We start from the raw sequence: 12,960 nt of genomic DNA on the forward strand, positions 1-12,960 counted from the left end.
TAGCATTCACCCGCCACACTCTAACTATCTGACTCCGCATGTCCGGGGAGCGCAAAACCGGTTCCCACTTTTGCGCGACATGCTCTAACCCAGCGCGGCCGCCATCAACTCGCGGGTATATTCGGTCTCGGGGGCATCGAAGACGCGGTCCACCGGTCCGGCCTCGACCACGTCGCCCTGTTTCATGACGATGATCTTGTGCGACAGCGCCCGCACCACTTTCAGGTCGTGCGAGATGAACAGATAGGCAAGCTGATACTTGCGCTGCAAGTCGCGCAACAGGTCGACGATCTGCACCTGCACGGTCATGTCCAGCGCGCTGGTCGGCTCGTCCAGCACCAGCAGCCGCGGCCGCAGGATCATGGCGCGGGCGATGGCGACGCGCTGGCGCTGCCCGCCCGAGAACTCGTGCGGGTAGCGGTCCATCGTGGCCGGATCGAGGCCCACCTCGCCCATGATTTCGGCCACCATGGCGCGCTGTTCGCTCTCGCCGTGCGTGCCGTGGATGCTCAGCCCCTCGGCGATGATCTGTTCCACGGTCATGCGCGGCGACAGGCTGCCGTAGGGGTCCTGGAAGACGATCTGCATCTCGCCGCGCAGCGGGCGCATCTGCTTTTCGCGGAACCCCTGGATCTCGCGGCCCTGGAACACGATCCGCCCCTGCGAGCCCAGCAGTTTCATCATGGCCAGCGCCAGCGTCGTCTTGCCCGAGCCGCTTTCACCGACCACGCCCAGGGTTTCGCCCGCCCGCACGGTAAAGTTGGCGTCGTTGACCGCCTTGACGTGGCCGACCGTGCGCTTGAGCAGCCCGGCCTGGATCGGAAACCAGATCTTCAGGTTCTCGGCCTCGGCGACCACCGGTGCCTTGGCGGGCACGGGTGTCGGGTCGCCGGTGCTTTCCGCGGCCAACAGCATCCGGGTATAGGGGTGCTGCGGGGTCTGGAAGATGTCCTCGGTCGCGCCCTGCTCGACGATCTCGCCGTCCTTCATCACGCAGACCCGGTCGGCGATCTTGCGCACGATGCCGAGGTCATGGGTGATGAACAGCATCGACATGGTCATGTCCTGCTTGAGCCGGTCCAGCAGGTCGAGAATCTGCGCCTGGATCGTCACGTCCAGCGCCGTCGTCGGCTCGTCCGCGACCAGCAGGTCGGGGCCATTGGCCAGGGCCATGGCGATCATCACGCGCTGGCGCTGACCGCCCGACAACTGATGCGGATAGGCGGTCAGGCGCGCCGCGGCATCACGGATGCCCACCTTTTCGAGCAACTCGACGATCTTCGCACGCAGGGCCTCGCCGCGCAGGCCCTGGTGCAGTTCGATCGATTCGCGCAACTGCTTTTCAATGGTATGCAGCGGGTTGAGCGAGGTCATCGGCTCCTGGAAGATGAAGCTGATGTCGTTGCCGCGCACCCGGCGCAGTTCCGCCTCGTCGGCGCTGACCATCTCGGCGCCCTCGTAGCGCACCGAGCCCGAGATCTGCGCGCTGTCGCCCAGCAGCCGCACGGTGGACAGCGCGGTGACTGACTTGCCCGAGCCGCTTTCGCCGACCAGCGCGACGGTCTCGCCGTCGCCGACGCGAAAGCTGACCCCGTTCACGGCCTGGGTCGTCACACCATCCTGCCGGAAGCTGACCGACAGGTCCTGCACGTCGAGGACGGTCTTCATGAAAAGGTCTTTCTGGGGTCGAAGGCGTCGCGCACGCCCTCGAAGATGAACACCAGCAGCGACAGCATGATCGCGAAGGTGAAAAAGGCGGTGAAGCCCAGCCAGGGCGCCTGCAGGTTCTGCTTTGCCTGCAGCGTCAGTTCGCCCAGCGAGGGGGCCGAAGAGGGCAGGCCGAAGCCGAGGAAATCCAGCGAGGCCAGCGTGGCGATGGTGCCGGTGATAATGAAGGGCAGCAGCGTCAGCGTGGCCACCATGGCGTTGGGCAGCATGTGCCGGAACATGATGGTTCGGTTGGACACGCCCAGCGCCCGCGCCGCGCGCACGTATTCGAAATTGCGCGCGCGCAGGAACTCGGCGCGCACCACGCCCACCAGCGCGGGCCAGCCGAACAACACCGTCAGAAAGACCAGCAACCAGAAACTTCGCCCGAGTATCGCGAAGAGGATGATGATGACGTACAGCGACGGCGTCGAGGACCAGATTTCCAGGATGCGCTGGAAGATCAGGTCGATCCAGCCGCCGAAGAACCCCTGGATCGCCCCTGCCACGATCCCGATGACCGATGACAGCGCGGTCACAATCAGCGTGAACAGGACCGACAGGCGAAAGCCGTGGATCACCCGCGCCAGCACGTCGCGCTTGGTATCGTCGGTGCCCAGCAGGTTGTTGCCATCGGGCGGCGAGGGCGCCACGCCGGGCACGTCCACGATGGTGTCATAGGAATAGGGTATGGGCGGCCAGAGCAGCCAGCCCTTGCGGAAATCGGGGTCGTCAATCGTGCCCGCCTCGGCGGCGGCGATCATCTGCTCGGGCTCGTAGAAGCAATCCTCCAGTCCGCCGGTGATGATGAGACATTCAACCTCGATGTCGCGATATGGGGCCTCGGTGGGGAAATCACCGCCGTATTCGCGTTCCGAATAGAAGGTAAAGACGGGCATGCGCAGCTCGCCGCGGTAATTCACGAGGATCGGCTTGTCGTTGGCCAGGAACTCGGCAAAGAGGCTGAGCCCGAACAGCACCAGAAAGATCCACAGCGACCAGTAGGCGCGGCGGTTGCGGGTGAAGTTGCGCCAGCGCCGCTTGTTGAGCGGCGAGGGCTCGAACCACCGCCGACGCGGCACCCGCAGGTGGTCGGGCACGGCCTCTTCCGGGCTGTGATCGGGGGCGGGCTCGGCCATCTAGTCGCGCCTCTCGAAGTCGATCCGCGGGTCGATCAGGACATAGGTCAGGTCGGTGATGATCCCCACGATCAGCCCCAGCAGCGAAAAGGTGAACAGCGTGCCGAACATCACCGGGTAATCGCGCGCCAGGGTCGCCTCGAACCCCAGCCGGCCCAGCCCGTCGAGCGAGAACAGCGTCTCGATGATCAGGCTGCCGCCGAAGAACACCCCGATGAACATCGCCGGAAAGCCCGAGATCACGATCAGCATGGCATTGCGGAAGACATGGCCGTAAAGCACCCGGCGCTCCGAAACCCCCTTGGCCTTGGCGGTGATGACGTAGTGTTTCTTGATCTCCTCGAGGAAGGAATTCTTGGTCAGCAGGGTCAGCGTGGCAAAGGCCCCGATGGTCAGCGCCAGCACCGGCAGCACGATGTGGTGCAGGTAGTCCAGCACCTGGCCCATGGTCGAAAGCTCTTCGAAGTTGCTGCTGGTCAGCCCGCGCAGCGGGAATATGCGGTGGCAGGTGGGGTTGATGTTGCGCAACTCGGGGAAGCGTTCGGCCAGCCAGGGGATCTGGAAACAGTTGTTCGAGGCAAAGAGCACGATCAGCAGGATCGCAAAGAGAAACCCCGGGATCGCATAGCCAACGATGATTGCCGCGCTGGTCCAGGTATCGAAGGGCGAGCCGTCGCGCACCGCCTTGCGGATGCCCAGCGGGATCGACACCAGATAGGCGATCAGCGTGGACCAAAGCCCCAGCGTGATCGAGACGGGCAGTTTCTCGGCCACCAGTTCCAGCACGCCCACGGATCGGAAGTAGCTCTCGCCGAAGTCGAAGCGGATGTAGTCCCACATCATCATGAAGAACCGTTCCAGCGTGGGCACGGGCACTGCACGGCACCCCTCGGCGCGCAGGCTGGGTTCGCCGGTGAAGCCGTCCTCGCAGACCACGCGGGCGAAATTGAACTCGACCTGCAACTCGTCGAGGAATTCCTGCGGCAGGCCCTGCGCCCCGGCATAGCTGCTGTCGCCGCTCTCGACGGTTTCGCTGCCGCCGCCCGAGATCGTCTCGAAGACATCGCCCGAGCCTTCCATCTGGGCGATGATCTGTTCGACCGGGCCGCCCGGCACGAATTGTACCAGCGTGAAGTTGATGATCATGATCCCCAGCAACGTGGGGATCACGAGCAGCAAACGTCTCAGGATATAGGCGCCCATCCGGCCTGCCTGCCCTTCCCTAAGTGCTAAAAGGCGCCGTCTTCGCGCAGCTCTTGTGCCCGGTCGGCGTCATACCACCAGAAGGACAGTTCGCCCAGCGCGAAGGGCGGCATGTCTTCGGGGTGGTCGTACATGTCGTAATAGGCCACCGTGTGCACGTCCTTGAACCATTGCGGCACCCAGAAGCCATGGGCGCGCAGGGCGCGGTCCAGCGCGTGGGTCGCGGTGGTCATCTCGTCGAGGGTCTGCGCGTCGATCACATGATCGATCAGCCGGTCGATCGCCGGGTCGCGCAGCCGCATCAGGTTGCGCGAGCTGTCATCGGCGGTGGAGCTGTGAAACCACTGCTTGAGGGCGATGCCCGGCTCGAAACCCTGCGTCAGGGTGTGATTGACCAGGTCGAAATCGCCGGTGCGGCGGCGCTCGACATACTGGGCGGAGTCCACCCGTTCGAGCTTGGCGTCGACGCCGAGGCGCGAAAGGTTCTCGACGAAGGGGTTCACGATACGGTCGAAGGCGGGCGAGAACTGAAGGATTGTCAGCGACAGTGTCTGGCCGTCCTTGCGGCGGATGCCGTCATCGCCCACGATCCAGCCGGCGTCGTCCAGCAGGTTGGAGGCGCGGCGCAGGTTGCCCCGGTCGGTCGACCGTTCAGGGCGGGACTCCGGCGGGATGACCGCCGGGTCGGTCAGGATGGCCGGGTCCAGCAATCCCTCGTCCACCAGCGGGCGCAGCAGGGACAACTCGCCCTCGGAGGGCGTGCCCCGCGCCTGCAGTTCGGTGTTCTGCCAGAAGGACTCGACCCTCTCGTAAAGGCCGTAGAACAGCGTCTGGTTGGACCATTCGAAATTGAACATCAGGCGCACGGCCTCGCGCACGCGCGGGTCCTGCCATTCCGGCCGGTCGAGGTTGAACACGAAGGACTGCGCGGCGCCGATACTGCCGTCGGGCAGTTCCTTCGTGACCATCCAGCCATTATCGAGCGCCGGAAAGTCATAGCCCGTCGCCCAGGTCTTGGAGGAGTTTTCGGTGCGGAAGGTATAGGTGCCCACCTTGAAGGCTTCGAAGGCGGTGGCGCTGTCGGCGAAATACTCCACCCGGATAGTGTCGAAATTGTTCTGGCCAACGTTGAGCGGGTGATCGGCGCCCCAGTGATCGGTGTCGCGGGCGTAGATCAGGCGTTCGTTCGTCTCGTAACTGTCAAGCACGTAGGCCCCAGTCCCGAGAAAAGGGGTGTCGGTGCTTTCGTCGATGCGCGCGCCGGTCTCCTCGAACCACGATTTCGAGAAGACGGTTGTGCCACCGGCAAAACCGATCACGTCCCGGCGCGGGGCGTCCTCGGTGAAGGTGAACTTGATGCGGTGATCGTCCAGGACCTCCACCTGTTCGACGAAGCCCTCGACGACCGTGCGGTATTCGGCGATGCCCTGTTCCATGAACAGATTGAAGGTGAAGGCCACGTCCTCGGCCGTCATCGGGCGGCCGTCGGAAAATGTCACGTCGTCGCGCAGGTTGAAGATGACCCAGTCGCGGCTGTCGGGATATTCCAGCGTCTCGCAAAGGTAGCAGTAAAGGCCATAGGGATCGTCCGCCGTTGACACCAGAAGGCTTTCGTACATGAGCCCGGTCAGCGCGGCGACGACCCCCTCGCGGGTGTAGCGGTTGAAACTGTCGAAGCTGCCCTGGCTCCACTGGCTGATTTCGCCGCCCTTGGGCGCGTCGGGGTTGACGTAGTCGAGATGCGCCATGTCGGCGGGATACTTCAGGTCACCGAAATTGGTGTAGCCGTGGCTGACCGTGACATCCTCTTGTCCCTCGGCCGAGGCGCAGAGCGCGCCGCCCAGCACCAGCAGCCCACCGGCCATCCAGGCACGCCAGGCGGGCGCGCACGGTGCGCTGTCCGCCTCGGCGCGGGCAGTCCGGGGTTCGGTGGCGGGTCTGGGCATGGTCATTCCTCCGGCGGTCGGTTCCATTGAGGATGAGGCTAATGGCCGAAAGGTCCAGCCTTCAAGTTGAGAATGCGTGATCGGGCGTGACATGCCCACGCTTCGCCGCCTCCGCCGGCCCTACCCGACAGCCACGCAGGCGCGCAAGAAAAAGGGCCGCCCCGGCGGGCGGCCCTTCGATCGGCATGACAGTGCCGGGCCAGACCCGGATCACTCGCCGATGGTGTCCAGGTAGGCGATCAGGTTCGCGCGGTCCTCGATACGGCGCATACCGGCGTAGGACATCGCGGTACCCGGCGCCCAGCCGCTCGGGTTCTCGAGGAAAGCGTTCAGGTTCTCGGGGGTCCAGACGTCGGCCTGTTCGACCAAGCTGCCGGAGTAGTTGAACCCGTCAACCGCGGCGATCTCTCGGCCGACCACGTCGTATAGCGTCGGGCCGGTCATGTTCTGGCCCGGCTCCAGCGCGTGACAGGCCCGGCAGGCGCGCCACTGCGATTCCCCCGCCGCAGCGTCGGCGCTGGCGAAGACTTCGGTGAACTCGGGGCCCTCCTCCTCGACGGCTTCCTCTTCGGCGCTGTCGTCCTCGGCGACCTCGATCGAATAAGCCTGGGCCTCTTCGCCATGCCCGCCACCGACATGATAGATCGTTTCCGCCGCCCAGCTGCCAAGCAAGAACACCAGCAGCGTGCCGCAAAAGCCACCCAGGACCTTGGTCATCGTCATTGTGTCGAACATGTCGCGTTCCATCCGGTTCTTGATTCAGACGTCATGTATCCGCTTCCACCCGCATTGTTCAAGGTGTAGCAGCGCGACGAAATGCCCATGCCACGATCCGACAGGGGGACAGGACCGCGGATGACCCAGCGCATCGCCTTTCAGGGAGAACCCGGCGCCTATGGCCACCAGGCCTGCAAGGAGGCCCGGCCGCATCACGACCCCCTGCCCTGCGCCACCTTCGACGCGGCCATCGAGGCGGTCCGCAAGGGCGAGGCAGAGCTCGGCATGATCGCGGTGGAGAACTCGATCTACGGGCGCGTCGGCGACGTGCACCACCTGCTGCCCGAAAGCGGCCTGCATATCGTCGACGAGTGTTTCATCCGGGTCCATGTGAACCTGCTGGGGATGCCAGGCGCGCGACTGCCAGATATCCGCACCGCGCTGGGGCACGTGGTGATCCTGCCGCAATGCTCGGCATTCCTGCGCGAGAACACGATTCACACCCGGGTCAGTTCCGACAATGCCCGCGCGGCCCGCGAGGTCGCCCGCGGCGACGACCCGACCCTCGGCGCGCTGGCCTCGGAACTGGCCGCCGATATCTACGGGCTGGACGTGGTGGCCCGCCACATCGAGGATCACGCGCGCAACACGACGCGCTTTCTGATCATGGCCCGTGATCCCGATTTCAAGCGGCGCGGCAAGCACGGTATGATGACCAGCTTCATCTTCCGGGTCCGGAACATCCCCGCCGCGCTCTACAAGGCGATGGGCGGTTTCGCGACCAACGGCGTCAACATGACCAAGCTGGAAAGCTACATGGTGGGCGGCGATTTCCACGCCACCCAGTTCTATGCCGAGATCGAGGGCCACCCCGACGATCGCAACGTGCAACTTGCCATGGAAGAGCTGGATTATTTCACCGACCACATCAAGCTGATGGGGGTCTACCCGGCCGCGCCGCGGCGCCACGAACGCGCCTGAGCCGGGGCGCGGGCGCCTCACGCGCCGGCGCGGTGGCGGGCCTCCACGTCCTCGGCATAGGTGGTGACGATGGTCCGGAAACGCCGCTCCATCCGGCCGCGCCCGAGGCGCAGGGATTGTGCCAGCACCTTGGCCGCGATCGATACCGGCCGCGTCACGATCACCACGTTCAGGCGCGTCCGGCTGGCCGACAGCGCGACGAGGTCGACCGTGCAATGGCCCTTGATGTTCGGTGAGGCGAACCCGATGGTCAGGCCCTGGCCAGGGTCGAGGCGCTCAAGCGTGGCCACGACGCGTCGGTTCTTTCCGCGAAAGCGGAACCTGACCTCCCAACGGGCGCTCGGTTCGGGCGGCACCGGCCCGTCAAGCAGGGCGACGTCGCCGCCGCGCCGGATGATCTTGCGCTCGAAGGCCGCGAAATCCGCAATCTCCCGAAAGACGTGCTCGACCGGAGCCCCGATATCCTCGCGCGCACTCAACTGCATGTTTCACCCTGCCTCAGAAACCGCCCCGCCGGGCCTCGGGGGCGAGTATGTCCCTCAATAGAGCCGATCCGCAAGCCAGTTGGACAACAGGAACTGCGCTATGGCCCCCTTGCGGGCGGGCAACAGGTCGGGCACCTCGCCGGCGAAGGCCGCGGCCAGGTCCTCGCGGCTGACCCAGCGGGCATCCGCCAATTCGGTGGGGTCGAGGGTGATCTCGTCGCTCAGGGCCGCGCCGTGACAGCCGATCATGAGCGACCCGGGAAAGGCCCAGGGCTGACTGGCCAGGTAGGCGACACCACCGACGCGGATACCGGTTTCCTCGGTAACCTCGCGGCGCACGGCCGCCTCGATGGTTTCGCCCGGCTCCATGAAGCCCGCCAGGCAGGAAAACATCCCCTCGGGCCAGGCCAGACCCCGGCCCAGCAGCGCGCGGTTGCCGCGGGTCACCAGCATGATGACGACCGGATCTGTGCGCGGAAAATGCCGCGCGTCGCAGGCGGGGCAAATCCGCTGCCAGCCGGCTTGCGCCACCATGCTGGAGGCCCCGCAACGGGCGCAGAATCGATGCGTTCGGTGCCACGACAGCAGCCCCCGTGCCATCGCCGCCAGTTCTGCGTCGCGGGCGCTCAGTCGTGTCATGCAGGCCTTCAGATCGGCAAAGCCGTCGGCGTCGGGCACGAGCGGATGGCGCTGCTGGGTCAGGTCGAAAAAGCTGCCATCGGGCAGAGCCTGGCCGTCCTGCGCCGGGTCCCAATCCGAGACATCCGCACAAAAGACCGGCCCGCCGGTATCACGCCCCAGGAACAGGGCCGCCTCGGCCGCGTCCCGCACCACCGGGTGATCCGCGGCCAGCCGTGCCAGCGCCCCGTCCGCAATCAGCACCTTGCCGCGCCAGGCGAGGATGAACCGCGCGCCGGGCGCGAGGCGCAGGGCATCGAGCGCCGCTGCATCGCCGCGCAGGTGCGCCGCTCGGTCCAGCCCCGAGCCCCCGAATGTCACTGTTTCCGGCTGTTTCATGCGGCGTCGATGCCACGCAACGCGGAATTGTTCAATTCGTATAAGGGACTTGAGTCACGAGCGGATCAATCTAAGGTTGAAAGCGGGCGACTTGGAAAGTGAAAAAATTGACGTTTCCTGCAAGGATATCCCTGTCCGCCGACCAGACCCACCTGCGGATCCTGGCCACCAGCGACATCCATGGACACCTGTTGTCCCACGACTACTACGCCGACCGGCCGACCGACGCCGCCGGCCTTGCCGGACTGGCCTCGCTGGTGCGGCACGCCCGCGCCGAGGGGCCTCCGACCCTTCTTCTGGACAACGGCGACTTTCTACAGGGCACCCCCTTGGCCGAGCTCCTGCACGCCGACTTTCAAGCCGACGCGGGTGCGCCCAACGCCATCGTCGCGGCCATGAACGCGCTGGATTACGACGCGGCCGCGCTGGGCAACCATGAATTCGATTGGGGCCTCGCCTATGTCCGCGCGGCACGATCACAGGCCCGCTTTCCGATGCTGGCCGGCAATGTCGCGCAGATGGACGGCCCGGGGCCGGGCCACCCGCTGACAGAGCGGTCGCATATCGTCACCCGGCAGGTGCAGACCGGCCGTGGCGATACGCTGGATTTCCGAATCGGGCTGATTGGCCTGGCCCCGGCGCAAACCGCGCAGTGGGACGCCCGGACACGGGACGCGGCCCTGGATATCGCGGATCCGGTCGAATCGGCCCGCGCCGAGGCCGGGCGTCTACGCGAAGCGGGCGCCGATATCGTGATCGCCATGGCCCATACCGGCGTCGAGACCCGGCCCGAGCGCTCCGCCGGGGACAACGTCGGAGCCGAGCTGGCCCGGGTCGACGGGATAGACCTTCTGATCCTGGGCCACAGTCATGTTCCCTTCCCTCACCCCGACCATCCTGTGGGCGCGGGCATCGACCCCGGCGGCGGTACGATCCACGGCAAGCCCGCGGTCAACCCCGGGGCCGCGGGCACCTGGCTGGGCGTGATCGACCTGGCCCTGGCCCCGCGCGGCAACGGCTGGGTGATCGCCGGCCATGACACGCGGCTCGTGCCCGTGGCCGAGACGCTTGCCCGCCACGGCCTGTCCCCCTGCCCCGAGATCACGGCGATGCTCGCTCCGGTGCACGCGCGGACGCTGTCCAGGGTCCGCCAACCGATCGGGCGAACCCTGCGACCGATCACCACGCATTTCAGCCGGGTCCGGCCGGATGCGGCCGTGCAGATCGTCAATGCCGCGCAACGCCGACTGGTCGCCGAAGCGCTGGCAGGCACCCCGGCCGCCGACATGCCGGTGCTCTCGGCGGCCGCGCCTTTCAGGTCGGGGTCCGCCAACGGGGCGGGACCCTATGTCGAGATCCCTGCCGGGCCGCTCGCGTTGCGCCATGCCGCCGACCTCTATCCCTTTCCGAATGCCATCTGCGCCATCGAGATCACCGGGCGGCAGCTACACGACTGGCTCGAGCGCGCCGCCGCGACTTTCGGCCGCATCACGCCCGGGCGCGGATGCCAGCCGCTGATTGACCCGCGGTTTCCGGGTTACCTCTTCGACGTGATCTGCGGGGTCAGCTACAGTTTCGACCTCACCGCGCCACCGAGGTTCGGGCCGAACGGCGAGGTGCTGTCGCCGGAGGCGACGCGGGTGCGCGACCTGTGCCACGCAGGCCGCCCGGTAACCGAAGATCAGCGGTTCGTGCTCGCGACGAATTCCTACCGGATGGGCGGCGGCGGGCATTTCGACGTCGCCGCCAGCGCACCGCTTCTGTTCGAGAGCAGCGGCACGGCGAGCGAGGCCATCGCCGCCTATTTCGCGGCCAACGATCCGCTGGATTTCGCGCCGGTCCGCAACTGGGGTTTCCGCCCGATCGCCGGTGCCAGCGCCACTTTCACCACCGCGCCCGGGGCCGCGGCCAGCCTGCCACAACCCGGTCTCCGCGCCCTGCGCCATGACGCGCAGGAGCGGCTGGTCTGCGAGATTGATCTGGACGCCGCGGCCCCTTGAACGATGTGAACAAGGCACGTATATCCTGACGCGAGAGGTTGGCGCGGGCAAGCGCCTCGCCAACCCGGTCAGGTCCGGAAGGAAGCAGCCGTAACGAGCCCCGCTTGGGTCGTTGTCCAGCCTCTCACCCCCCCCCATCAGGCACGCGGCAAAGCGTTCGCCTCGGCGGTACCGGCCCCGTATCATCGTGCTGGCACGTCCAGCCGACGGGACCGGACCTTAATGGCCTCCCCGCTTGCCGCAGTTTTCCAAGGGCTCGGTGTCGTTCGTGCCCGCGACCCGGCTTGCCGGACCCTATTGGCGTGAAGGCGCAGTCCCGCGACTGCTGACGCACCAGCGGCCGTCGCACCGCCAAACTCAGGCGCAACCGACGCCGGCAAACCGGCGCGACTCGGCCTGACGCCGACCATGCCATCGCTGCGGGATCGGTCCGGCGCCGCATCGCCGTGGTGGACCTTGCCCCTGCCCCCGCTTACCCTGCGCCGACCGGCCGAATCCCGAGGCGACCATGACCGACCAGCCCAGCTACCAGGTGCTTGCCCGCAAATACCGCCCCGAGACCTTTGCCGATCTCGTGGGCCAGGACGCCATGGTGCGCACCCTCAAGAACGCCTTCGCCGCCGACCGCATCGCGCAGGCCTTCCTGATGACGGGCATCCGCGGCACCGGCAAGACGACCACCGCCCGGATCATCGCCAAGGGCATGAACTGCACCGGCACCGACGGCACGGGCGGCCCGACGACCGACCCCTGCGGCGAATGCGAACACTGCACCGCCATCATGGAGGGCCGCCACGTCGACGTGATCGAGATGGACGCGGCCTCGAACACGCAGGTGTCCTACGTCCGCGAGAACATCATCGACACGGTGCATTACCGGGCCGCCTCGGCGCGCTACAAGATCTACATCATCGACGAGGTGCACATGCTCTCGACCAGCGCGTTCAACGCGCTGCTCAAGACGCTGGAAGAACCGCCCGCCCACGTGAAGTTCATCTTCGCCACAACCGAGGTGCGCAAGGTGCCGGTGACGGTGCTGTCGCGCTGCCAGCGCTTCGACCTGCGCCGGATCGAGCCCGAGGACCAGGTCGCCATGCTGCGCCGCATCGCCGACACCGAGGGCGCGCGGATCACCGACGACGCGCTGGCCCTGATCACGCGCGCAGCCGAAGGTTCGGCGCGCGACGCGACCTCGCTGCTGGACCAGGCGATTTCGCACGGCGCGGGCGAGACCGGCGCCGACCAGGTGCGCGCCATGCTGGGGCTGGCCGACAGGGGCCGGGTGCTCGACCTGTTCGACATGATCCTGAAGGGTGAGGCCGCCGGGGCGCTGACCGAACTGTCGGGGCAATACGCCGAGGGGGCCGATCCCATGGCGATCCTGCGTGACCTGGCCGAAATCGCCCATTGGGTCAGCGTCATCAAGGTCACGCCCGAGGCGGCCGAGGACCCGACCGTCGGCCCCGACGAACGCGCCCGCGGTCTGGCCATGGCCGAGGCGCTGCCCATGCGGGTGCTGACGCGGCTGTGGCAGATGCTGCTCAAGGCGCTGGACGAGGTGGCCCAGGCCCCCAACGGCATGATGGCCGCCGAAATGGCGATCATCCGGCTGACCCACGTGGCCGACCTGCCCACCCCCGAGGACCTGGTGCGCAAGCTGCAGGACGGCCCGCCCCCGCCCGATCCGGGTGGCGGCGGTGCGCCTCGATCCGCGCCGGCGGCGCGAACCGAGGCGCGCGGCGGGGCCGTGGCCCCGCCCGCCACC

General features: G+C 66.8%; 10 protein-coding genes and 1 other RNA gene. 4 read left to right on the plus strand and 7 right to left on the minus strand.

Translation table 11 applies throughout. The annotated features are described in order from the left end of the window. Positions 1-84: 84 nt before the first annotated feature. From BU124_RS10135 to BU124_RS10155, 5 genes are all read right to left on the minus strand, one after another. Positions 85-1,668 carry an ABC transporter ATP-binding protein gene (locus BU124_RS10135; RefSeq protein ID WP_084863372.1) on the minus strand — a complete coding sequence of 528 codons (1,584 nt, stop codon included), beginning with the start codon at positions 1,666-1,668 and terminating at the stop codon, positions 85-87. Further along, positions 1,665-2,846, minus strand: coding sequence for an ABC transporter permease (locus BU124_RS10140; protein WP_084863374.1), 1,182 nt, complete (start codon positions 2,844-2,846; stop codon positions 1,665-1,667). Before BU124_RS10140 ends, BU124_RS10135 begins: the two co-directional genes overlap by 4 nt. Next, complete coding sequence (locus BU124_RS10145) at positions 2,847-4,049, minus strand: microcin C ABC transporter permease YejB (protein ID WP_084863376.1); 1,203 nt, start codon at positions 4,047-4,049, stop codon at positions 2,847-2,849. Between the two features lie 26 nt (positions 4,050-4,075). Further along, the gene (locus BU124_RS10150) at positions 4,076-5,995 is read right to left on the minus strand and encodes an extracellular solute-binding protein (protein ID WP_084863398.1); all 1,920 of its coding nucleotides are present in this window, start codon (positions 5,993-5,995) and stop codon (positions 4,076-4,078) included. A 210-nt stretch (positions 5,996-6,205) separates the two neighbouring features. Further along, on the minus strand, positions 6,206-6,730 hold the full coding sequence (locus tag BU124_RS10155; protein WP_084863400.1) for a c-type cytochrome: 525 nt from the start codon (positions 6,728-6,730) through the stop codon (positions 6,206-6,208). 120 nt (positions 6,731-6,850) lie between these two features. Here BU124_RS10155 and BU124_RS10160 point away from each other — a divergent pair, with 120 nt between their 5' ends. Next, positions 6,851-7,693 carry a prephenate dehydratase gene (locus BU124_RS10160; RefSeq protein WP_084863378.1) on the plus strand — a complete coding sequence of 281 codons (843 nt, stop codon included), beginning with the start codon at positions 6,851-6,853 and terminating at the stop codon, positions 7,691-7,693. Positions 7,694-7,710: 17 nt separating this feature from the next. Here the strand turns inward: BU124_RS10160 and BU124_RS10165 are convergent, their stop codons facing one another. Next, complete coding sequence (locus BU124_RS10165) at positions 7,711-8,178, minus strand: hypothetical protein (RefSeq protein WP_084863380.1); 468 nt, start codon at positions 8,176-8,178, stop codon at positions 7,711-7,713. Between the two features lie 54 nt (positions 8,179-8,232). After that, a complete protein-coding gene (gene nudC / locus BU124_RS10170; RefSeq protein ID WP_084863382.1) occupies positions 8,233-9,195 on the minus strand; it encodes an NAD(+) diphosphatase in 963 nt (320 codons plus the stop codon). A gap of 98 nt (positions 9,196-9,293) precedes the next feature. Between nudC and BU124_RS10175 the strand changes: the two genes are divergently transcribed. From BU124_RS10175 to BU124_RS10185, 3 genes are all read left to right on the plus strand, one after another. Continuing rightward, on the plus strand, positions 9,294-11,195 hold the full coding sequence (locus BU124_RS10175; protein ID WP_084863385.1) for a bifunctional 2',3'-cyclic-nucleotide 2'-phosphodiesterase/3'-nucleotidase: 1,902 nt from the start codon (positions 9,294-9,296) through the stop codon (positions 11,193-11,195). A gap of 32 nt (positions 11,196-11,227) precedes the next feature. After that, an RNA gene (gene ffs / locus BU124_RS10180) (signal recognition particle sRNA small type) lies at positions 11,228-11,324 on the plus strand. A 379-nt stretch (positions 11,325-11,703) separates the two neighbouring features. Then, positions 11,704-12,960, plus strand: a 1,257-nt coding sequence (locus BU124_RS10185) for a DNA polymerase III subunit gamma/tau (protein WP_084863387.1), incomplete at its 3' end; no start/stop codon positions are given.

The sequence above is a fragment of the Salibaculum halophilum genome, from assembly GCF_002094885.1.
GTDB classification, from domain to species: Bacteria; Pseudomonadota; Alphaproteobacteria; order Rhodobacterales; family Rhodobacteraceae; genus Salibaculum; species Salibaculum halophilum.